This is a genomic window from Spirosoma litoris (assembly GCF_054776755.1).
The window spans coordinates 138449-160614 of sequence record NZ_BAAHBI010000001.1 but is presented as its reverse complement, the minus strand read 5'-3'; the positions used below and the strand labels follow the sequence as shown (position 1 = coordinate 160614).

Sequence of the window (22166 nt, the reverse complement as noted above, 5' to 3'; positions counted from 1 at the left end):
GCGTGTGGTGGATTTCAGACCCTGAAATCCACCACACGCTTTTTTATTTCTGCTTTGTATCTATTTTGCTGAGAGCCATATCAGGCTCATACATATAGTATATGGTGTTTATATCTGTTTGAGACAATCCATTCCGCTGTCCGACAAATGTCGACCCATCTTTCTTGGTCATGGTTGGCTGACCATTTTTAGAGAAGTCATACGACCCATAGAGCATAATCGAGCCAAAATCCAGTCCAGAATCATAGTCGAAACCATCGCTGCCTCGCTGGATATACGTTTGGAAATCCGTTTCGTACCCGGAGATTATATTGGCCGTGTTGATCGTCACAAAGTTATCGCGATCGGCTCTCGACTGTTCGTGCCAAAGGCCTAACGTGTGCCCAATTTCGTGAATCGTATTTCCGGTTGTGCAACTGCTGGCCAGATTCACGTATTGTAACCCTCCCGAATAACCAACGTTTGACGAACAGCCCGAACCCGTTTTAAACATCACATAGCCCCGTTGCGTTGTACGTTGAACGAAACGAATCGGTGTATTGGCCTCCCAGTGGGCAATGGCATCGGTTACGCGAGCCTGATTGGGCAAGGATGGATCAATGGCATAATAAACGATTTTGTTAGGCCACCAAGCCGAAGTTTTGGAACGGCCAGTTCCTGCGGTTTGCATGTCAGATTGTTCTTTCAAACTTTCGGGCTGTAGAAGTATATCGCTTTCAAATACAGCCTGATCGCCAATCAGATTATAATTGACTTTTTGTCCGTTCAGATAAGCGCTCTTTGACACTCCCCGCTGGTTCGGAAAAGCTTCCTCGGCTCGCGTAGCCTTGGATACGGGTGTCATGGTGCTCAGCGTTGTGGCTGTTGGATCTTGCGAGCAGCTTACTAAAACAATAGATAGAACGAAGTGAGTGAGATGAGAAAATGTTCCTTTCATTGTTGAGATATTTAGTTTGCCAAATGAACATAAAAGGATTTGTACTGTTTGCGTTTTTTCTTTAAAATATACTTAACGGTTAGTATGTGGTAAAATTGGTATCTTATAGTTTCTAAGACATATATACGTTTCCACTATAACGTGTGGATGTATGATAAAGAATCAAACTATAAATATCTATTAAGTGGCAGTTTCAATGAACTACGTTGCCAGACGCTGTCGATTAAGAGGAATCTTTGACGGGAACTCTTCGTTGCTTGTCGTAGTGATCTTTAGATTATTCTTAGACCGATAAAAGCCGTTTTCTGATACCGGTTGGCCATTTTGTCGGAAATGACGAATCTTTCAAAACTATATTATGCAACTATTTGACGTCGTTATTGTTGGGGGCGGGCCTTGTGGGTTGGCCGCTGGTATCGAAGCAACTAAAGCTGGCCTGAGCCATTTAATTTTGGAAATGGGAAGCCTGACTGAGTCGCTTAGGCAATACCCACGTCGGATGCGCTTTTTCTCAACTGCCGAAAACATTGAAATTGGCGGTTTACCCTTTCCGATTTCGGGCGTGAAAGCCGGGCGCGACGAAGCCCTCCAGTATTACCGGAAAGCCGCAGCCTATTATCACTTGAATTTCAAACTATTTCAGGAGGTTTGGGACGTGAAGAAGGAAGGCGACCTGTTCACAATTACGACCACAACCGGCGATCGGTACCAGGCTCGTAAAGTGATTATGGCGACGGGCTATTTTACCCGCCCACGCTGGCTCAATATTCCGGGCGAAAGTCTGCCTCATGTATCGCACTACTACGATGAACCATTCAAATACTCGTTTACGAATGTGGTGATCATTGGCGCGTCCAATTCGGCAGTCGAAGCGGCTCTTGAGTTATACCGTCACGATGTAAACATCACGATTGTGCATCGGGGCGAAGATTTCCGGAGTACTGTAAAATACTGGCTCATTCCCGACGTAAAGAATCGGGTAAAAGAGGGGAAAATAAAAACTGTTTTCGATTCGTGTGTTACCCAGATTGATACCAACCAACTGACGGTGATGAACCTGAAAACGGGTGAAGAAAGCCAGCTTCCCGCCGATTTTGTGTTTATTCTGACGGGCTATATTCCTGATGCGTCACTACTGGCCCGTTGCGACATCGAGCTAGATCCACAAACCCAGGTGCCTGTTTACAATAAAGAGACGTTTGAAACGAACGTACCGGGTTTATACGTCTGCGGTACGGTGCTGGCCGGAATTTATACGGAGAAAATATTTATTGAAAATGGCCGTGAGCACGCCCAATCCATCATTGATCACATTATGGGCCGAGAAGTGCATAAAGTAGCGGAGCTGATTCAACGGATTTGATAACGGGCGGTCGATAGCGCGAACGTCTTCGTTCGTGCTATCGACCGCCCTAAAAAAAGCCAGAGCATAGCCCTGGCCTTTTCTTACGACACCAATATATAAAATTAATTGACCGATTACTTATCGTAGTTGGCGTTCTGTGGGTCCCAGTTGGTCCAGCCTGTGGTCCAGTTGGTGGTTCCGAATGCGCCAATGAACGTTTCTTTCGTGAAGAAAGCATCAGCACCTTTGCCATCCCAGATGGCACCCGTCAACAAAGGCGAACCCGTTTGTGGCAGGAAGTTAGGAGCTGTCAGCGTAAAGGTGGCTGAGTTCAGCAGTAATGAAGCCAGACTAGAGCTAGCAATAATCTGGTTTTTGTAAGCTGCCGTATTGAAGAACGCAGTAGCCTGATCGTTTGTGATCGATTGTGCACCACGAATGGGCGTATTCATATTAGCCAGAATGATACCACGTAATTGGAGGTTGCCAGCTGTAGCGTTATCAAGCGTGTTGGTTGTACCAGTCTGAGCATCCAGACGTAACCCCTCGGGATAACCAACTAACAGCGAATTAAAGATGCTGATCGAAGTGTTCCGACGCAGGTGCATAGCCGATTGATACGAACCGCTACCTTTTGCCGAAGCTGCGTTTGAAGGCGTACCCGAGAAAACGAAGTTACTAACGTTGGCAAATACAGGAGCCGTTAATGGTAGGCCGTTATTGGCTGCTGTAGCGGGTGCGCCTGGGTTAAAGTTATCCGACTCAAAGCCGTTTGAAGCCGATTGGTCAGCTACCTCTGGATCGCGTAATGATAGAGCGTACTGTACTTTACCTACATAACCCCAGTCAGTATCCCAGTCATCATCCCAACCACGGAAAGCAACCAGATTTTTCATGTTTACCGTACCGCCAAACCACTCGTATGAATCATCACCACTGTACGAAACCTGGATGTGGTCGATGGTTGTACCGGCACCAACACCGTAGAGGGTCAAACCGTTGATTTCGCTGTTAGACACGTTCGTCAGGGAGATACCACCAAACTCAATGCGGCAGTATTGCATTGTACCCGAGTTGTCGTTAACGTCGGTATAAGTTCCGATCGTACCTGGAATACCACCCTCAAACGCAGTAGCACCGGGTTGGTTGGTAGGAGCCTTGCCAATCAGAACAACGCCACCCCAGTCGCCATAGTTACGCGAACCAGCTGCTTTGCTCGAAGTAAAGATGATTGGCGAATCGGCCGTACCAACCGCGCTGATTTTAGCACCTGCCTGAATGATCAGCGTACCACCTTTAGCCTGACCGCTTGGGTCCTGCTCTTTGGGAGCACCTTTGATGATTGTTCCTTTTTCGATAGTCAGCGTAGCGCCCGAAGTAACGTTTACAAACCCCTGAATCAGGTAAATATTGCTCGCTGTCCAGTTTGTGTTGGCTGTAATGTTCGATGCCACTGTAACAACAGGTTTGTTACCCAGGGCAAACGCGATCGGGCTGCTTACTGTTGCGCCACCCGTCGATACATTGATTGGCGTTCCGGCATTGGCAGGAACCACAACTGTTAATGAAGTGGTTGTTGCGCCCGTTACCGTAGCGGGTACGGAACCGAACGTTACGGTGTTGCTGGCTGGCGTAGCGTTGAACGCTGTACCTGTAATAACGATGGGTGTACCAACTGGAGCCGATGTTGGTGAAATGCTCGTGATACTCAGAACCGGTGCTGGTGTCTCGTCGTTCTTACAGGACGACACCACCAGAAATACGCCCAGTGCTAAAACTAGCAGGCTTGTCAAGGCTGAGAAATTGCCGTGCCACCCACGGCGCAATTGGTTAACTCGCATAAACATTGGTTTTTAATTGAACTTGATTGGTACTGTCTTTAAGGAATGACGGTCCGACGACCAAATGTGTAGATCGCGCTTAGCGTGTAGTAGCTGCCCCGTTTGAACTTGCGAAGAACCTGATCTGCGTCAGCCGATTGTGAGGTGACGTCACTGCCGATTTTACCGTCGTGGTTGAAGTCCTGCGCAAACCGTACGTACTGGTTCAGTACATCCTGAATACCCAGTCGTAGTTCGAGTTTGTTGTTGACTTGTTTGGTCAGGTTCAGATCGACAACGTTCCGGGGCATTTCGTAAATGGTCGGGTTGTTTCGGTTGCCTACCGCGAAAATCCGCTGTCCGAACACGTTGTAGAGGATGTTGGCCTGCCAGCCTGACTTTGGTGCTGTGTAGTATAGACCGGCGTTAATCAGGTAAGGTGACTGACCAGCCAGCGGGCGCTCGGTATCGGCAATACCCCGGATGTCGTATTCACGAACTTCTCCGCTGAGGTCTGGAGCCCGCACAATATCACCGATATTAACCGTGCTCTTGATCAGCGATACGTTACCAACGACCGACAGATTTTGTAAGAACGCGCTCGGCGAGTTCTGGAATCCTTTGCGCACTTCCAGTTCAACACCATAGTTTTGAGCCGAGTTGGCATTGGCAAACGTGTACGCTAACCCGTTCGCCTGAATTAACAGGAACGATTCGATTGGGTTGGTAAAGTGTTTGTAGAAACCGCTAACCGAGATAAGCTCGTTTTGGGTTGGATAGAATTCCCATTTCGCATCGATGTTCTGAATGTTGGCAGTTTTCAACGATGTATTGCCACGAATATCGGCCAGCAGGTTGAAGTCGAAGTAGCTAAACGGCGCTAACTCACGGAACTCAGGACGGTTGAGTGAGGAAGAATAAGCCAGACGTAAATTGATTCGGTCGGTTAGTTTATAGGTGAAGTTCAGCGATGGTAACGGACTGAAGACTTTGTTCGATACCAGTTGTTCTTCGGTCGTTGTTCGGGTAGCGCGGATGCCCTGATCGTTGTATTCGCCACGGAAACCTACTGTCAGATTCGCTTTTGGGCCGAAGTAGACATCGCCTGTAATATAGCCCGACAGGTAGGTATTTATCCCTTTGTACGAATCCAGCGGCTTGGTACCATCGAGCAGCGAAAAGCCGTTTTGCCCATTTACATTAGCCGCGCTAAACGCCGTGTTTATATCGCTTGATTTGGCAGTGGTGCTGTTTCCAACGCCCTGGTAGCCGTAGAAACGAGCGCCGTAATCACGGTTTTTACGTTCGGCATACACCCCGAATCGGATGCGGTTAGGCTCCCGATCCGTTGGGTTCCCAAATGTGTGTTCGCCATTCGCAACCGCCGACGCTACATACTCGTGTAGTTTGGAATAGAACCGACCCACATCAATTGGGTTAGGATCGTTTGGCGTGGCAATCGAGTAGGGTTGAAGTTGACCATCGGCTCCTGTAGCGCCCGTTACCCGCTGATAACGAACCCGTTTCCAGTCTGGCTCCCAACGGCCCGTATAACCGAAGCTGGCAATCCAATTGATCTTTGTCAGTTGGTTTACTGTGTGTTCGCCCGCTAGTTGAGAGGTCAGGATACTCCGGTTTTCGAATCGTTCCGAATAGCTTAATACATCGAATCCATCCTGAAGGCGTTGACCCGATCGAACAACCGTTTCGGTGGTGCTGAGTTGGTTAAATAACGTTTTCCACTCCAGGTTGAAACTTGGTGAGAACCGCGCCGACCAGTTATGTAGAATACCTAAACGCGTCTGGCGGGCATAGTTGGCATCATTATATTTTTCGGCAACGGCATTGGCAATGGTGCCATTATCGTACAACTGGAAATCAATAGTCGAGAACTGGTTCGTCATGGCGTAGTTGATGCTGGTCAGGTTGCTGACGCGCACATTTCCTACATCGAACCGACGACCCATATTGATCGCAAGGCGTAAATCTGGACTAACCGTCTGGTTTTGGATTCCCCACGAATTTGGCAGCAACTGGGCATAGGCGGCACGCTGTAACGGATTCTGGCTATTGAATTGCCCCAAACCGGTTGGGAAGCTAGATGGAATTTGTTGGTCTTTTCCCCACAAGCCTAGCCAGTTGAGGCCGCTTCGGGAATGCGACTGTACATTTTGGAAGGTCGTATTTCCCCGATAGCCCAGTGTCAGGCCAGCGTCCAGGAAGTTTTGCTCAGGTCGGCGTTTGGTGTAGATTTTTACGACTCCACCCGCAAAATCACCGGGTAGCTCGGCAGAACCCGATTTGTAGACAATCATCCGATCGATGATGTTGCTTGGCACCAGATCGAACGAGAACGAACGCGTGTCAACTTCCGTAGATGGCGTAATGACGTCGTTGATCAACACGGAATTATAACGCGCTGCCAATCCACGAATCAGCACAAAACGGTTATCGACAATACTCACCCCCGGCACCCGGCGAATAGCCGCAGCCGCATCGCGGTCCTGCGATTTCACAATCTGCTGGGCCGAAATCCCGACGGCAATAGGCTTAAGCTGTTTGATCTCGGTGATAACCGCAATCTCTGTATTCGTCGCTTTATTGCCTCGGACCACTACTTCCTGGAGCGACTTACCTTCTTCATTCAGCTCGGTTTCGATAGCCGTCGTATTCCCCGACTCAACCCGAACATTCGGGATTTCTTTGGTTTGATACGAGATGTAGGAAATGACCACTTTATGCGTGGCGGCCGGCACATTGGCAATGCTAAAGTTCCCTTCAATGTCTGTTGTGGCACCCAATTGAGTCCCATTGACAAGGACTGTACAGCCTATCAGAGCCTCTTTGGTTTTGCCATCTTTAATGGTTCCTCTGATGGTTCCTGTCTGTGCTAAAACAACAGTTGTCCAAAGAGAAAATAAGGCAAGTAGTACGTTGCGGATCATGTTTATAGTTTTGGTATCGCTTTAAAGCGCTGCAAAACTACCGGCCTTATTTGAGGAGGAGATTACCTAAATGTTATGCTTGGGAGTGCTCTATATTAAGTTTTTTTAATGCTGTTTTAATTTTAAACCTATTGTTACTTTGCTGATTCAATTATCCTAATAAAGGCAATAATATCTATAAGTTTCTGATAATCTGAAGATTTTTGTCGATCTGAAGTGTTGGCAAATTATTGCGGGCAGGTAATGTATCGATAGGATACATTAAAAATTACTTAATCTCTAAACAGGCTGTAGCGGCATAAGCCAGGTAGTTCTGCAAGACTAGCGGCCAACGAAACCGGTTCATTCATGACTCCTTATGAAAGTGCATTGACGAAAAAACTCACTCAGGCAATAGAGCTTAATTCCAGACTTACAGGCTGGGTGAAAGGGGACGACAATGACTTTCCACCCGAGGCTCCCGTTCTTCAGACCGTTATTCAACGCATCGAAACAACTAACCGGCAACTTGATGAGCAATGGCATCGGTATTGGGAGCTATGTGAGCAGCGCAGGCAATTGGCGTACGAATCTGAGGGGGCTATAAAGCCACTAAATGAGCAATTGTGGACCGATATCGGTTATCAGTTTAAAGGTGGTACTGTCGCTAACGATTTGCTGAAAGTACTTTACCTGAAAATCCACCGATTGCCCCTTCCCCGGTTTCCTGCCAATCGGCGGAAGCCTGTGCATTACAAAGACCTGCGTGTGCACGAAGATTCGTATGCGTTGCTAGGACAATACTTTAGCTGGTTGATTGATCTTTTGCAGATTGTCGATTTTATGCCCATTACATCGGCTTACTGCCTCGCGGCATTTCGGGAGCAGGCTCGCCAGTTCAACATGATGACACAGGAGGTAACACAGGAGGCTGAAAAGCTACGCAATATGCAGCTTACTCAGAGCCACCTCTATAAGCAATTGAATCAGGTGATGACCGCTGCCCGTGGACGCTTACTGGTCTATAAACGCGAGACGAAACAAGAGGTGAAATAGGATAGGCCATCCTAAATTGTCAGAAGTGGCATCTGACAGCACCGAGTATAAATATGCTTTTAATACCAGTTTAAGGCAATTTAGGGCGTGAATAACACGTCTAAAGCTATCAAAAAAAAGCTGAAATGATAACAAAAACTTAACATTAGGCTTTTGTTTCTGCCTTTTTTTTCGTAGTTCTTTGTAGATTTTTTATAATCACCAGACGCTAACAAAACCAAGAATGAACGCTCAAAAAAAGGCACTTGCAGAATCTATTGCTACTTCTGTTGAAACAAAGGTAAGCGAACTAGGCGAGCAATCGAAGAAAGCCAAAAAAGCCATTGAAAAATCGGCTGAAAAGCTGGCCAAGAAGCTGGTGAAACTTCTAAAGAAAGAAGAAAAGAAGAAAGCTGGTGATAAAACACCCAAACAGCCCAAAAAAGCGAAGAAGCCAGCTAAAGTGGCAAAAGCTCCTAAGGCTGAGGCTAAGCCTGTAGAAGCTTAAAAAGCTCAAATCTATTTTTTCTGTCATTCCGACGCCAGGAGGAATCTCAAGCTTGACTATTACAAAACTTGAGATTCCTCCTGACGCCGGAATGACAGAAAATTACTTCAATTCCTTTCCGGCAATATCTTCCCACCGGTAGTAGTGGAATGTTTTGCCTTCCGACATGGTCACAAATAAGCCATGCGGGAATTGCTTGCCCAGCGACACATTCGTTACATCGGAGCCATCGCTGACCTGGGCGGCCACTTTTACTACTTTCAAGACTTTGTAATCGTTGGGGTTGCTGGGTTCGCCTTCACGCCGGAAAATATGAAACTGGTTTGCACCCTGATCGGATACAAGTAAGTACCCCGTTTTAGGCCCCGTTTTGTAGATCGAAATACCTTCGTGATCTTCAGCAAAACCTGTTTTGGCGAATAAGGCCAGTTCTTGGTTACCTTTTTCTGGATCGGCGTAGTATTTACGAACGCCCACGCCTTCGTCGGAGTAGTAGACGTAGCCAAGTTCATTATCGACGGCAATGGATTCAATTTCTTTCTTGCCGCTATACAGACCGAACTTCCGAACCAGGGTAGCTTTTAACTGCCCTTTACCATTGTCCTCAAGTCGGTACTGGCCGATATAAGAGCCGTCTGTTGGCCCTGTTTTACGGCCAACCATCGCGTATAACACCCCTGATGGATTTTTATAAAGCGCAATACCCATCAGATCGCGAAAACCACTGGCGGTGTCGCCAACGAACATATCAAGACCACCATTGTCGATGGGTTTCATGTCGGGCAGCGAGAAAATGCGGAGCTTGTGCGTGAATCGTTCGGTGGTTACGGCAATGTCGGTGGGTTTACCGCCCAGCATCAGACCGTACGCAATGTCCACATTATTGGGGCGCTTGAGGTCGTGAACTTCCCGAACAATTTTGCCTTTCAAATCGAAGACATACAACCCGCCGTCCTGGTCTTTATCGGTACCGATGATCAGGCTTTTAGCATGGTCGGCCGGGTTAATCCAGATGGCCGGATCGTCGGTGTCGTGCCGAACCGTGTCGGTAATGACAACAGGCTGGACAGTAGTTTGGGCTGTAGATTGACAGGCCACTACAAAGAGGGGCAGAAAAAGTGCCAGACGATAATTCATGGAATATAATATTTCACCTCACGGCAGCGGCCGACCGTCCCCGGTCCCTCTCCTAGTTTTAGGAGAGGGGTGAAGATAGGGCAGTTGTGCTCCCCTCTCCTGTTTTAGGAGAGGGGACGGGGACGGTCGGCCGCTGCCGTGAGGTTGATCGCGCCGTAAGGTGAGTTACATTAACTTAGTTCGTGCCGAAAGCACCAATGGTTGTTGATGGCGCTGGCGACTTATACGTCGTGCTATTGGCGAACGAAATGCCGTCAGCATACAGGCGGGTGAAACTTGTGGTGCCTTTGCCGATAGCAGGCGAACCTGATTGCAAACGGAAATCCCAGGCCGTGTTGAAAGTTGCGTTTTTAGAATCGGTCGTAAGCGGATAGTTCACAAACTTCGGATCATTGTCGCCAACGGTTTTGCTGAGGATGTCGTTGGTGCCAGTCAGAATTTCGGTTGAAGGCTGGAAGCCTGTAACGCCGTCCTGCGTTGCTCCGTAATACAGGTTGTTGCTCACTTTGGTGCGGCTATCTTCGGGATTCTTCGGATCGCGTTTTACGCCGAACCGGTCGTTTGCCAGCAGGTTGTTGTATAACTCCGCCCGAACGGCAATTTCTACCCAGATCGAACCACCTTTGATGGTTGGCCGACGCCAGCCTGCATTTACAATCGTATTGTTGTAGGCAATTACATAAGCTTGTGGGGTACGGTCGCCTGTGTTCGAGAGTTTCAAGGCGTTGGTGTTAGGGCTATACACCATATTAAACGCAACATCGGCCTGAACACCCGACTTGATATTGATGGCATCACCACCCGATACACCTTGCGTATAAATCTTGTTGTTGGCAATGATTACTTTACCACCTTCGATGTAAAAACCATCTTCGTTCTGGTTATTCAATCGGCTATTTACGATAACCAGCTTGCCATTTACGTTCGAGTAGTTGACGGCCGGAACGTGGTTACCCGCAGCTGCTTTGTACAAACCTGCTTTTACGGATGGTGAACTCTCGGTCGTTACAGCACCACCGTACTCGAGAATGGCATTGTCGATTAGCAGCTCGGCACAGGTTGGTGCCGCAATGATACCGCCCCACAGGTTACCCCACTGATTAGCCGTCGTTTTCCAGGCATCGGGTACTGTGAATTTCACTGGATTAGCCGACGTGCCCATTACGTACAGATTTCCTTTCACGATCAACTCGGGCTTCACGGTCGAATCGCTGAAAATTACGTTGACACCTTCTTCAATAACCAGTGACGTGCTGGCCGGAATTTGTAGATGGCCCGTAATTTTGTACGTGTTTCCTTTCGTCCAGATACCCGACACATCGCCCGATACAGCTTCTTTTACAACGGGCGCTGGCGTTACCGTGCCAGAGTTGTCATCGTTCTTGGAGCAGCCTACGAGTACAGCCGCCGATAGCGCAGCCAGAATAATTACTTTTTTCATGATTGTTGGTTGATTATGAACTTGTTGGTTTTATAGGACGCAGATTTTTATGATTTTAAAAGATCATAATTCATCGTATTGATCTTGAAAATCAGCGTTCTATTTCTTTACAGTTTATACCTCACGCCCAGCACATAAGAGCGTTGGTAGAAATCGCGCCGGATGAGGGTTTTGCCCGATTCATCCTGATTCGGTACGTCCGAATTTTTACTGTTGACGTTTTTGATGAAAATCTCTGTGGGGGTATTTAGCAGGTTATTGGCTTTGGCGAATAACAGAAGGTTTTTGCCCAGTTTCTTTTCGACCGATGCGTCCATCTGAATGAAGCCTTTCTGGTACAGGTCGTTATCAACAAACTGCGATACGGTGTTGATGCGTGGTCCTGTGTAGCTGGCCGCCAGTTGACCATCCCAACCATGTTGGGTGTCTTTGTAGAGCAGCGACAGGTTGGCGATGTGCGCCGATTGCCCGTATAATGCCCGCGTTTGGCTAACCGTAATAGTTTCCAGATCGCCCTGCGCATTGCGAATCCGCTTCGACTTAGGCGTTGTGATGCTGGAGTTCGTGTAGGTGTAATTCGCTTTGATGCCCCACTGCCGGAAATACTTGATAGCATCCAACTCTAGCCCCAAATTCGTCGCATTACCGAAATTGCCCGGTCCGTAATATAAATCCTGCCCCCGGATGGCGTCTTTCTGAAGCGTATATTCAATCGGGTCCTGAATATGTTTGTAGAACAGGCCAACCATAAATTGCTCCAGCGGACGGGGGAAATATTCGTAACGTAAATCAACGTTATCAGCAATGGCACGCTTCAAATTAGGATTACCACGCTCCTGATACTCTTCGTTGACAATCCGATAGGGAACGATCTCGAAAAAGCCGGGCCGGTTCAGCGACCGGAAGTAAGACAGCCGCCAGTTAGTGTGCTCGTCGGGTCGATAGCGGAAGTGCAAACTGGGTAGCACATCTGTATAAATCTGGCTTCCGGTTGGGTTGTCTTCGCCAATCGGGAATTTCATGGCGTAGCCCTGATCGGTATGCTCGATGCGAACACCCCCGGTTACTTCAAGCGGTTGATCGGTGGTGCGGAATTGTAGGTAACCCGACGTGGTCTTCTCGTTGGCATCGTAATTCAGGGCCGACGCTACTGAACCGAGCGGGTTCTGAATCGTCCAGACAATCTGGTTGTAATCCGTGAAGTCTATGCCGTATTGGGCGAATGGATTGCTTGGTCGGAGCGTGTAATTGTTGTAAAAGTTCGTGCGTTGTTTGTCGCGGAATAAACCGCCCGCCATCCATTCAACGGCTATACCGGCCAGATTGGTTTTCAGCGTCAGGTTCAGATAACCCGCTAAATCCGTATCGGAATTGTGCTCCCAACGACGCTGGCCGTCCTGTACCGTTGTTCGTTTCTCGACAAAATTTGTACGGGTGCCCAGCAGCGGCACATAGGTCTGATCGGGCACTTCGTTCGTGGCCGTCGAATACACCGCCGACCAGTTAATGGCGAATACGGGGGTGACCTGATGGGTTCCCTGAAGCGTACTGTTGTAAATCTTCTGCCTGGTCAGTCGTGAGCGGGTTTCATAGCCGAGAGTTGCATTGCCCAACACCGGATCGAAGCCACCAATGCCCAATTCGGTGGTTTTGGTCTCCCGAATCTGCTCGTTCGTTAGGCTAATCAGTGCATTGAACCACTGGATTTTGTTGCGCTCATTCACGCGAAAATCCATCTTGGCGTGTAAGCCATAGCGCGTTTGTTGCTCCGAAAACTGCCGTTCGCTTTGTTTCGTCAGGGTTACACCGCGTAACGTATCCACCACATCACCCGTGAAAAACAGGCTGTTACTGCCCCGGTATGTATTCTGTAAGCTACCGGCCAGCATAACGCCAAACCGTTGGTCAAAGAATCGGTTACCTATGGCGAAACTGCCCATCAAATTCGGCGGGGGCGACTGACGCGTGTAGGTGGTTGAGGCTTTATTGAAATCCGAAAACTTGGCGCTGTACTGACTCCCCAACTGTTCGTAAGGCGACTGTGCGTTAATATTCTTCGTATCGAAGCTCACAAACGGGCGGTTGAAAAACAGTTCGCTGTAGCCCGACGAAACGTTGGCCAGAATCGTTGGCCGGTCGGGCGCATCTTTCATCACCATATTGATGGCACCACCCACTGCATCGCCTTCCATACTTGGCGTAAGTGCTTTGTAGACTTCCAGTCGGTCAAGGAGTTCGGACGGGAAAATATCGAGCGGAACGTAACGGTACCGATTGTCGGGACTCGGAATTTTTACTCCGTTAACCAGCGTGTAGTTATAGCGTTTGTCCATTCCCCGCAGAATGGCGTATTGTCCATCGCCGTTGCTGTTTCGCTCGATCGAAATACCGGATACCCGCTGAATGACGTTGGCAACGGTTAAATCGGGCGAGAGTTCGATGGTTCGACCTGATACGATGTTGGTCACTTGCAGGGCATTCCGTTCGAGGTCGCGGGCGGTGCGGTCGCTGCTGCCGTCGCGTTTAGCGGTTACCTTAACTTCGGTAATCTGGCGATCATTTTCTGTCTCTAGCGGCAAATCCAGTGTAATAACCTGTTCATCACTTTCCACAACCACATCGCGGATCATCGTTTTGTACGAGACATAACTGATGCGAATTTTATGCGTTCCAGTAGGTACGTTTTTAATCAGGTAAGAGCCATCCAGGCCCGATACATTATACAGTTTTGTGTTTTCCAGAATAAGTGTCGCCCCAATAACGGGTTGACCTGTGGTGGCATCGATGGCTCGCCCCCGGATGGTACCGGCCCAAACGTTGGGGATCAGAAGCAGGCAAACGATTGTCAGTAGTAGTCGGTTCATACTGTTTGCGAATGACAACTAGCGAGCCTTACCGGAAGGCAAAGACCATGCTGAGTTGGTGTCGCAAAGGTGAGGAAGAGCAGATGAGCCGGACAAATTTGACCCGTGAACAAAAAGGCAACAAGACGTTTTAGAGCGTGAACAGATAGGCAACAATAGAATTAAGCTGCAATTAAGGCGCTGATTGCTAGCGTCTTGTCTTAGGTGTTGAAAGCCATTATCTTATTGTTACTAAACTGTTTCCTAATTGTGAAGACTGGCCGAAGCGCCTAAATCGTACTGTTTTCGGAAACGGGCAGCGGCTGCAAAGGAAAGCGCTGAATGTAGGCCGAGAGTGATTCGCCTTCGGCAAGGCCTATCTTTTTACGGAGCCGATAACGGGAAACGCGTAGACTATCCGATGAAATACCGAGCAACGTAGCGACATCAGCAGAACTAATGTTCATCTTCAGGAGAGCAATCAGACGCAGGTCGGTGGCGGTTAAATCGGGGAAGTGCTGCGTGAGTTGCGTGAAGAAATAGGGGTGAACCTGATCGAAGATCGTTCTGAAATCATCCCAATATTTATCCTGACTAAAGTTCAGGCTGATTTTTTCAACCAGTTGTCGGAGCTGTTTTTTCTGATCGCGTTTATCGTCTTTCAGAATGGCTGTCAGATCTTCTTTTAGTTCTTCCAGCACCTGATTTTTCTGAATGATTTGTAGCGTATGCGTTGTTAATTCCTTGCTCTTCAACTCAAGCTGACCTTTCAGGTTTTCTTCTTCCAGTTGCTGGTTCTTCAACTCCACCTGCATTAGCTCGTTCTGGGCCTGGAATATCTGTTGGTTCTGCTGATTGAGCGCCTGTTCATTTCGAAGCTTCAACCGTTGCCGACTAATGACAACCGCAGCTAGAATCCCAATCAAGACCAGCACAACACTGGCCGCAATGATGATGACGAAGTCAACTTGTTTCTGGGCGTTCAATTGCGCGATTTCGCTGTCTTTGTGTTCTACGTCGTATAAGGTTTGCAGCAGCGTAATCTGGCGGGTATTTTCGGCGGCATAGATGGCATCGACTAAATCACGGCTTCGTTCCAGATAGGCGTAGGCACTGTCGGGTTGATTGAGGAAGCGATACGTTTTGGCAATGTCGCGAAGGGCCGCGCTAAGCTGGTACAATTCGCCCGTTTGCTTCGCCCGCTTCATGGCCTCGTGTGAAAGTTTCAGCCCTTCCTGATAGCGGCCTGTTTTCCGAAAAACATCGCCGAGGTTGTTGATGATCTCGATCTGCCCAATCTCATCATGGGTTTTCTGGGCGAGTGTCAGCGCATGTTGGTAGTAAAAATGAGCCGAGTCGTAGCGAGCTTCATCTTCAAAAATGCTGCCCAGATTTTCGTAGATCTTAGTCAGACTGGTCACGTCATTAGCTGCCTGACTGTTGGCCAGCGCCAGTTTTTGGTAGTGGTAGGCCTGTTTAAGATCTTTTCGCTTTTCGTAGATATGCCCGATGTTGGCATAAGTCTGGGCCAGACCCTCGACACTGTTACGTTGGCGGTAAAAACTCAGCGCTTCGTTGAATTGACTCAATGCGCGATCTACCTGCTCATTGTAATAATAAACCGTTCCGAGTTCATTTCGATTGCGGGCCAACCGTTGGGTATCGTTGGTATTGAGGAAGATTTTCTGGGCCTGTAGCAGATAATCGATCGCCTGTACATAACTGCCCTGATGATAGAGCAACAGACCAATTTGCTGGAGACAATCGCCCTCCGTCGGTCGATCGTTTTGACTAACGGCTTTATCGAGCATAAGCTTGATGAGCCGGTAAGCGGAGTCGGGATACTGGCGTGAAAGCTGCTCTGTATTGGTAAGAACCTGGGCCGGCGCCGGAACGCTAAACGCAACACAGGCTATTAAACATATGATTTTCAGGTATGTTTTATGAGCATCGATGGAATGCATTCGATAAAGATTGGTAGAATCTATAAAGATAAAGCTTCGCTCGGCGGTTGTAATGTGAAGTTTTTGTTAACTGATCTGGCGCGGGTATTTACCCGTGCCTTTTTATAAAGCAAGCATTCGCTTGCGTCAGTGAATACTGACTAAATAAAAAGGCACGGGTAAATACCCGCGCCAGATTTAACATTCACACCCGCACCAGACTTTTACTTAAGCGGTGCCTTAAGCGTTACGAAATAGATTCGGTTGAGATCAACCTTGCCCGTAGCGGGCAGAATTTTGGTCGTGAATCCATTCTGTCCATTGTCGACTACGCCGAAATCGTCATCGTTCGAAATGGCCAGTTGCGTTGGGCTAAGTATAGTAACACCTTCTGCTTTGTCGTGTGGGTAAACGGGTGAAATCTCAGTCAGGATATCGAAAACCAGTGTTTTCGTAACAGGTACGACACCTGCATTCTGTAAGCCTGCTTTGTCTTTAAGTTGCTCTACAGTCAGGCCATTATAAAGTTTACCAGCGTCGCTATTTGTTGGGTCCGAGATATCGGTTGCACCGGCAAGATCGAATTTATAAATCCGTTTGAACGTAGCAGGCTTAGCTGGGTTTCCACCGTAATCGCCGTCGCGCTCTAAAGCGATGAACGTTGTGTTTGTGATGGCCGCAATTTCGCTACAGCCTGTCAGAGTCGAATTTTCCATCAGATACACATATTGCTTCGTGGCTCCGGTGGCGATATCGAAGGTGATAACGCGCAACACAGTTGAGCCCGATACGGCTCCCGACGATGGATTGTACATCGGCGACTGCATCAGGCCAACCAATGTTTTGCCATCGGGCGTAATGGTCAAGCCTTCCATGCCGCGGTTAGGCCGACGACGGGCCAGCACTTTAGGGAGCGTGCGTCCGCCAGTACCCGAACCAAACGGGTTGATGCGTTCGATGGTTTTACCCGTCGCGTCGAAGTGGGCGATATGCGGCCCGTATTCGTCACTGATCCAGAACGTCCCATCCGAAGCTAATACAAGTCCTTCGGAGTCAATACCATCGGCGTTAGGTGCGATCGTTTTTCCGTTTAGGTCTAGGGCAATTTCACCTGTGTTCCCCTGACCAATTGGATTCGGCAGACCTGTCAATGGTTGCCCAGCGGCATTTTTTAGCAGGATAACTTTTTCTAAAATCAGCTTATTGCCAATAGCGCGGAACCGTCCGATCTGGGGAGTAAAATCGGCTTTGCCAAAAATAATAGAGTTGGCAACGGAACCCGCGGCATTGGGTCCCCGGTCGGTAAGCAGATAAAACGCGGTCGGATCATTGGGGTCTTGCGCAATGGCCGATCCATAGCCGCCATTATAGATCACAGTTCCATTGGGAGATGTTGCCAGTATAGCCGGATTCGATGCTTCGGAAAACGCAGGAAGAACGGCCGGAATCCGGTGATCTTCGCAGGCCGATACGACTAAACCAGCTATAAGTACACAACCCGTGGCGAGTGAGAGAGGTAGAGAGGCTATTTTCATAGAGAAAGCTTTGTTTTTCTACAAAGCTATAGCCCCTTATATTACCCGAATGTAATATGAATAGCTGGTTTGTTATGCCAGTGTTAAGGTTTTAGTCTGTTGATTGTCAGTGTTTTTGTTATCCGCGTTGTGGATGGCACGAGCGTTGACGCTCGTGCTCACTACTCTTCGGCCTCTGGCCGATTGTCTCTTATATTATTCCGGCCAGAGGCTGGGGAAGAGTGAGCACGAACGCTGACGCTCGCGCTATCCGCGCTAATTTATCAGGCGGCTTCTAATTGGCGGCAATAATAATGAGCTTGCCGACTCGCTGTGGGCTGATATAATTTTTGCTGAACAGCTCTGGCAAAGGCGACCCGGTCTGACTTGGTGTAGTATTCTGCAGCAGATGCGCCAGAGGGAGCCTTGAATACCCGGCTAATGCGCTGGCAAGCTTCCCATAGTTCGGGATTCGACTTGATTTTATACTGGCGGATCGGTGTGTCGGCCCCAAACCAGAGATTGTTAATATTATTAGACGTTGCTTTTAATCGGTGATGAGCCATAGTGAATTGTTGAGTTGGTAGTGTGCAGTTATGCCTGATCAATAGCATGACGGTAGTATATACCCATAGAACGAGCTGGCATGCCCGCTTTACAACTCCGAAGAGTTGATTTTGTTAGCCCCCAGAATTGCGAAAAATGAATGAGTGCGTTTTTTATTGATTAATCGGCTGTCTGTTTAGATTCTTAGGGATTCTTTGGATTCTCGGGGCCGCCCGTGCAGTAGATTCTTTGGCTTTTATTGTTGCTAGTTATCAGCGCTATAGAAGCCAAAGAATCCATGAGAATCCTCGTAGAATTTATGTTGCCTAACCAGCGCTAGAGCGCAGGAAGTAGCTCAGCTGCCGAATGTTTGCCAGGTAATCAGTAGCAATCGTGCGGATGGAGGCCGCACTGGCCGAGCTTAGCAATTTACCCGCATGTTCGTAGGGTGTTGCCTGATCCGTTAATATATCGTAAACCCCTTCAGGCATCAATTCGTGATCTTCATAGCCCCAGAACAGGAAATCGACAGCATCGAGTAAGCTGTCAAACCCTAATCCATAAGAGGTTTGAAATTGATTAAAAACAGCGATAAAGCGCATAACGATGATTCATGTTGACCACCGCAAAGGTAAAACTCCAGCTTTTGTTGCGTGTTAAGGGAAGATTATTAAACCGACTGAGACGAGGGATGGCACATACACTACTTTTGGCTCATCCCGGAAAAATCCATACTCATCTTTCTGATTTGAAGGCTCATCGCCTTTTAGTTTCTGGCCTGATTGTTCAGTAGCAACTTTGTCCTACTCAAACGAGACAAACAACCATTTACTAACAAAAGCCATGAAAAAAGTACTGATTCTGATATTGGGCCTGGTAGCTAGCATTACTAAAAGTCAACCACATTCAAGATTTCACAATTTAAACCAAGTATACCAATGAAAAAAGTAAGTCTATTCCTATTCATTTTCTTCCTGGGCGTTTGTGTCAAAGGTTTTTCTCAAACAACTCCTCCAACCGACTTTTTTGCGGGTAAATGGGAAATTACCATCAAGGGTACCCCAGAGGGCGATGCCAAATTTGTAACGGAACTGGTTCGGAAAGATGGTAAACTGACGGGCGAACTAAAAGATCCGGCTGGAGTTAGACCAGCTACGCCCATCACAAAAACGATCGAAGAGAAAGACAAATTAACCATTTACTTCGACACCGCTCAGGCGGGTGAGATTCCTGTTGAGTTGGCCAAAGTGGACGACGATCACCTGAAAGGATCGCTGATGAATATGTTTGAATCAGTTGGTGTACGAGTTAAATAATAACACGTGTAGTATTGTTAACTGAAAAGGTAGCCAAATCAAACAGCACGGGGCATACAAATCGTTGTATGCCCCGTGCTGTTTGGTCATTAAGCAATCACGCAAATTTAAACTTGAGCCTGTTTAAACTTTTGTTTTAGTATCGTTTTTGTCATTCCGACGCAGGAGGAATCTTCGGTAGCCAGAAAAAATGTCCTCTACCGGAGATTCCTCCTGCGTCGGAATGACAAAAACGTACCAATTATGACGTGATTTTAGAAAATAGCGTTCAAATAAAAGTTTACAAGCAAGCTTCTATTACTGGACGTACTTCGTCCGCAATTGTGCCAGTTTTGCCGGAGTTAATTCCATCTCCTGGGCCAGAAACTTGTCCATCGAACCATATTGTCGATCAATTGCATCGAAGGCACTTTGGAGATAAACGGGATTGGCCGCCAGCATGCTTTTTACTGTTTTCTCATCCATGCCCTGCTTAATCATCGACTGAATTGCCTGAGCCTGACCGCCTTTCCAATACTCATTGGTAGCTGCGTAATCTTTCAGAATAATGCTCCGATCAACGCCCAGCGCCGACAGGATTAGGGCTGCGCCAATACCCGTCCGATCCTTACCCGCAGTGCAGTGAAACAACAGCGCTTTGTTATTATCGAGAGCCAGTAACTGATCAAACATGGGTTTGTATTTGGCTTTCAGATGATCGGTGCGGCCATAAAAGGAAATCATCATGGAATCGCGGTTGGCAGGCTTGGCACTCATCAACGCGGCCGATGTCGCACGGGTGTTTTCGCTACCAGCAGGCATGTTGTACCAGTTGACTCCAGCGGGTAGACGGTCGGGGCTGGTTTTGATTTCGTCGGGGCCGCGCAAATCGCAGACAGTGGCAATATGGCGTGCACTTAAGACCTGTAGGTCGGCATCGGTTAGTTTGCCAATATCGGCAGAACGGTAGATGTGTCCCCATTTTACATGATGACCATCTTGCGTTGGGTAGCCGCCGAGGTCACGAAAATTGCTGGCCCCTTCGAGGGTAACAGCCCGTCTTGAGTTATATACCAGCGTATCGTTGGCCTGCCCGAAAGAGACAGACGTCACGAATATCGAGAGAAGAAGAGGGAGTTTTTTCATGAGAATGTGATTGTAAAAAACCTATAAGCCGGGCCGCCGGAGCGGTCTCGAAGACCTTATAGGTTTGGAGCTGCATAGTGTAACTTATTTCGTTAACCAGGTATCCATATTCAAGTCATCGGTACCATTGAATTGGCTCATTACAGCAGCCTTATAATTTGCTGTGTTGTAGGTCTGCTCATCGACTGGATACTGCCAGCGACGGGGGATTTTTCCATTGGAGCTGATACCGCCACCCGTTGCTACGAATGATTTAGGCAAGCCCGTCCGACGCCAGTTATAAAAGGCTTCATAACCTGAATTCTGGTGGAAGGCTACGTACTTCTGGTTCAGGATCTGCTCCAGACCATCGGCATTATCACCCTTGTAGGTTACACCCGCGTTCGACAGGAAGTTACTGATCGAAATAGTTGTTGTGCCCAGTATTTTGCCACCCTGATCGCCAATGGTGTACGTTTGTCCTTCGGTCAGACCATAGAACGACAGGGATGCGTTGATGCCTTTCAAGTAATAGCTCTCCGCCGATGCGCCCGATACCCAACCCCGGTTAATGGCTTCGGCAATGTTGAAGTTCATTTCAGAATAACCCATAATGATATACGGCTCTGGCCCAACTACTGATCCGTAGTAGCGTATATCGTTCGTGTATGAGTACTTACCCGTTGGGCCAGCGCTGGCTCCTTCGGTATACAAATCGCCAATGGCTTTCGAGATATCGGCGCCTACGTAGGCCGTGAAATCACTTACGTTCTTGCCTGCGGTAATCTGTGCGGGGGCGGGTGTTGCAAACACAAACGTACGCGGGTCCTGCGTGGCAGTTGTGATACTCAGATAAGGTGCGCCTTCGAACTGATACTGGTTATTGGCATCGTTCGGTGTGTGCGGATAGGTGTTGTAGGCCGAGTTGAACACAAAATTCAGGTTGTCGGCATTACTGGTCATGATTGGGTACTTTGTTGGGTTGTTCACAATAGCTGCAAACTGAGCTGGAATATTCAGGTCTGCATTATCAGTAGCCCGCTTGCTGAGACTAATCAACACCCGAAGTTTAAACGTGTTAATTGCTTTGCGCCACTTGGTGAGGTCGTTGCCGTAATAGTTATCGCCAGTGATTGACGCTGGTAATGCCGTAGAGCCTGCCAGTGAGCTTAGTACCGTATTCGCCGTATCCAGCAGGGCCAGACTTCGGGCATAAACCGCCTTCTGGGTATCATAAGTAGGGTCTAGATCGGTCAGACCCTGTCCGGCCTGCGAAGCGGGTGTATCGCCTACCCGGTTAGCCTGCCACACAAATACATAAGCCCGAAAAAATTTGGCTAAAGCTGAATAAGCGTTCGTTGCTGTTCCCAACGATTTGATAGCCTGAGCGTCCATCTGGTTGACGTTCTTCAGGACTCCATATAAGGTGGCTGTGGTGGTCCAGTTATATTGATTCTGACCACCATAATACAGGTTGTTGGAAATAGAAAACTGATTCCAGCGGTGTACCTGGCTGAAGGGACCTCCATCGCCAAGGTTGTACATATCGAACTGTATTTGCGGCAGAATCAACGAAGGAGGAACCGCTTTGTCTTCACCCGCTACGTTGGGGTTAGGCAACAGCTGGTCAAAGGATTTGCAGGCACTGACCGCCACGATGAGTGTCAGTGCTATAACTAGAGATTGAAGTCTTGTTTTCATCGTTTTAAGAGAATGTACAATGATGTAGGATATAGGATGTATGTTGACCTGT

Annotated in this window: 16 protein-coding genes; 4 read left to right on the top strand and 12 right to left on the bottom strand. The window is 48.1% G+C overall.

The window, feature by feature from the left end; all coding sequences use genetic code 11:
- Window positions 1–43 precede the first annotated feature (43 nt).
- Window positions 44–844, bottom strand: coding sequence for a M12 family metallopeptidase (locus ACYVGR_RS00600; protein WP_460953053.1), 801 nt, complete (start codon window positions 842–844; stop codon window positions 44–46).
- 451 nt (window positions 845–1295) lie between these two features.
- Here ACYVGR_RS00600 and ACYVGR_RS00595 point away from each other — a divergent pair, with 451 nt between their 5' ends.
- Window positions 1296–2300: a YpdA family putative bacillithiol disulfide reductase gene (locus tag ACYVGR_RS00595; RefSeq protein WP_460953052.1), complete on the top strand. Its 1005-nt coding sequence runs from the start codon at window positions 1296–1298 to the stop codon at window positions 2298–2300.
- Between the two features lie 116 nt (window positions 2301–2416).
- Here ACYVGR_RS00595 and ACYVGR_RS00590 read toward each other — a convergent pair whose 3' ends face one another.
- Window positions 2417–4129: an IPT/TIG domain-containing protein gene (locus tag ACYVGR_RS00590; RefSeq protein WP_460953050.1), complete on the bottom strand. Its 1713-nt coding sequence runs from the start codon at window positions 4127–4129 to the stop codon at window positions 2417–2419.
- Window positions 4130–4161: 32 nt separating this feature from the next.
- Window positions 4162–7047, bottom strand: a complete 2886-nt coding sequence (locus ACYVGR_RS00585) for a TonB-dependent receptor (protein ID WP_460953048.1) — start codon at window positions 7045–7047, stop codon at window positions 4162–4164.
- A gap of 348 nt (window positions 7048–7395) precedes the next feature.
- Between ACYVGR_RS00585 and ACYVGR_RS00580 the strand changes: the two genes are divergently transcribed.
- Together ACYVGR_RS00580 and ACYVGR_RS00575 are read left to right on the top strand one after the other, a co-directional pair.
- Window positions 7396–8082 carry a hypothetical protein gene (locus ACYVGR_RS00580; protein ID WP_460953046.1) on the top strand — a complete coding sequence of 229 codons (687 nt, stop codon included), beginning with the start codon at window positions 7396–7398 and terminating at the stop codon, window positions 8080–8082.
- A gap of 223 nt (window positions 8083–8305) precedes the next feature.
- Window positions 8306–8569, top strand: a complete 264-nt coding sequence (locus ACYVGR_RS00575; protein ID WP_460953044.1) for a hypothetical protein — start codon at window positions 8306–8308, stop codon at window positions 8567–8569.
- Window positions 8570–8671: 102 nt separating this feature from the next.
- Here ACYVGR_RS00575 and ACYVGR_RS00570 read toward each other — a convergent pair whose 3' ends face one another.
- From ACYVGR_RS00570 to ACYVGR_RS00540, 7 genes are all read right to left on the bottom strand, one after another.
- Window positions 8672–9706, bottom strand: coding sequence for a phytase (locus ACYVGR_RS00570; RefSeq protein ID WP_460953043.1), 1035 nt, complete (start codon window positions 9704–9706; stop codon window positions 8672–8674).
- A 175-nt stretch (window positions 9707–9881) separates the two neighbouring features.
- Window positions 9882–11147 (bottom strand): right-handed parallel beta-helix repeat-containing protein, encoded by a 1266-nt coding sequence (locus ACYVGR_RS00565; protein WP_460953041.1) that lies wholly within the window; start codon window positions 11145–11147, stop codon window positions 9882–9884.
- Window positions 11148–11254: 107 nt separating this feature from the next.
- Window positions 11255–14011: a TonB-dependent receptor gene (locus tag ACYVGR_RS00560; RefSeq protein WP_460953039.1), complete on the bottom strand. Its 2757-nt coding sequence runs from the start codon at window positions 14009–14011 to the stop codon at window positions 11255–11257.
- 269 nt (window positions 14012–14280) lie between these two features.
- Window positions 14281–15954 carry a tetratricopeptide repeat protein gene (locus tag ACYVGR_RS00555; RefSeq protein ID WP_460953037.1) on the bottom strand — a complete coding sequence of 558 codons (1674 nt, stop codon included), beginning with the start codon at window positions 15952–15954 and terminating at the stop codon, window positions 14281–14283.
- Between the two features lie 203 nt (window positions 15955–16157).
- On the bottom strand, window positions 16158–17468 hold the full coding sequence (locus tag ACYVGR_RS00550; RefSeq protein WP_460953035.1) for an esterase-like activity of phytase family protein: 1311 nt from the start codon (window positions 17466–17468) through the stop codon (window positions 16158–16160).
- 263 nt (window positions 17469–17731) lie between these two features.
- Complete coding sequence (locus ACYVGR_RS00545; protein ID WP_460953034.1) at window positions 17732–18013, bottom strand: hypothetical protein; 282 nt, start codon at window positions 18011–18013, stop codon at window positions 17732–17734.
- Window positions 18014–18319: 306 nt separating this feature from the next.
- Entirely contained in the window at window positions 18320–18595 is a 276-nt protein-coding gene (locus tag ACYVGR_RS00540) for a hypothetical protein (RefSeq protein ID WP_460953032.1), read from the bottom strand.
- 336 nt (window positions 18596–18931) lie between these two features.
- Between ACYVGR_RS00540 and ACYVGR_RS00535 the strand changes: the two genes are divergently transcribed.
- Entirely contained in the window at window positions 18932–19309 is a 378-nt protein-coding gene (locus ACYVGR_RS00535) for a hypothetical protein (RefSeq protein WP_182458692.1), read from the top strand.
- Window positions 19310–19606: 297 nt separating this feature from the next.
- On the opposite strand, the gene ACYVGR_RS00530 is transcribed toward ACYVGR_RS00535, so the two are convergent.
- A complete protein-coding gene (locus ACYVGR_RS00530; RefSeq protein ID WP_460953030.1) occupies window positions 19607–20434 on the bottom strand; it encodes a tyrosine-protein phosphatase in 828 nt (275 codons plus the stop codon).
- Between the two features lie 84 nt (window positions 20435–20518).
- Entirely contained in the window at window positions 20519–22114 is a 1596-nt protein-coding gene (locus tag ACYVGR_RS00525) for a SusD/RagB family nutrient-binding outer membrane lipoprotein (RefSeq protein ID WP_460953029.1), read from the bottom strand.
- Window positions 22115–22166: the final 52 nt, after the last annotated feature.

Bases quoted from the DNA above. Each gene is read 5' to 3' on its own strand.
- ACYVGR_RS00600 (WP_460953053.1), bottom strand. From the start codon at position 844: ATGACACCCGTATCCAAGGCTACGCGAGCCGAGGAAGCTTTTCCGAAC.
- ACYVGR_RS00595 (WP_460953052.1), top strand. From the start codon at position 1,296: ATGCAACTATTTGACGTCGTTATTGTTGGGGGCGGGCCTTGTGGGTTG.
- ACYVGR_RS00590 (WP_460953050.1), bottom strand. From the start codon at position 4,129: ATGTTTATGCGAGTTAACCAATTGCGCCGTGGGTGGCACGGCAATTTC.
- ACYVGR_RS00585 (WP_460953048.1), bottom strand. From the start codon at position 7,047: ATGATCCGCAACGTACTACTTGCCTTATTTTCTCTTTGGACAACTGTT.
- ACYVGR_RS00580 (WP_460953046.1), top strand. From the start codon at position 7,396: ATGACTCCTTATGAAAGTGCATTGACGAAAAAACTCACTCAGGCAATA.
- ACYVGR_RS00575 (WP_460953044.1), top strand. From the start codon at position 8,306: ATGAACGCTCAAAAAAAGGCACTTGCAGAATCTATTGCTACTTCTGTT.
- ACYVGR_RS00570 (WP_460953043.1), bottom strand. From the start codon at position 9,706: ATGAATTATCGTCTGGCACTTTTTCTGCCCCTCTTTGTAGTGGCCTGT.
- ACYVGR_RS00565 (WP_460953041.1), bottom strand. From the start codon at position 11,147: ATGAAAAAAGTAATTATTCTGGCTGCGCTATCGGCGGCTGTACTCGTA.
- ACYVGR_RS00560 (WP_460953039.1), bottom strand. From the start codon at position 14,011: ATGAACCGACTACTACTGACAATCGTTTGCCTGCTTCTGATCCCCAAC.
- ACYVGR_RS00555 (WP_460953037.1), bottom strand. From the start codon at position 15,954: ATGCATTCCATCGATGCTCATAAAACATACCTGAAAATCATATGTTTA.
- ACYVGR_RS00550 (WP_460953035.1), bottom strand. From the start codon at position 17,468: ATGAAAATAGCCTCTCTACCTCTCTCACTCGCCACGGGTTGTGTACTT.
- ACYVGR_RS00545 (WP_460953034.1), bottom strand. From the start codon at position 18,013: ATGGCTCATCACCGATTAAAAGCAACGTCTAATAATATTAACAATCTC.
- ACYVGR_RS00540 (WP_460953032.1), bottom strand. From the start codon at position 18,595: ATGCGCTTTATCGCTGTTTTTAATCAATTTCAAACCTCTTATGGATTA.
- ACYVGR_RS00535 (WP_182458692.1), top strand. From the start codon at position 18,932: ATGAAAAAAGTAAGTCTATTCCTATTCATTTTCTTCCTGGGCGTTTGT.
- ACYVGR_RS00530 (WP_460953030.1), bottom strand. From the start codon at position 20,434: ATGAAAAAACTCCCTCTTCTTCTCTCGATATTCGTGACGTCTGTCTCT.
- ACYVGR_RS00525 (WP_460953029.1), bottom strand. From the start codon at position 22,114: ATGAAAACAAGACTTCAATCTCTAGTTATAGCACTGACACTCATCGTG.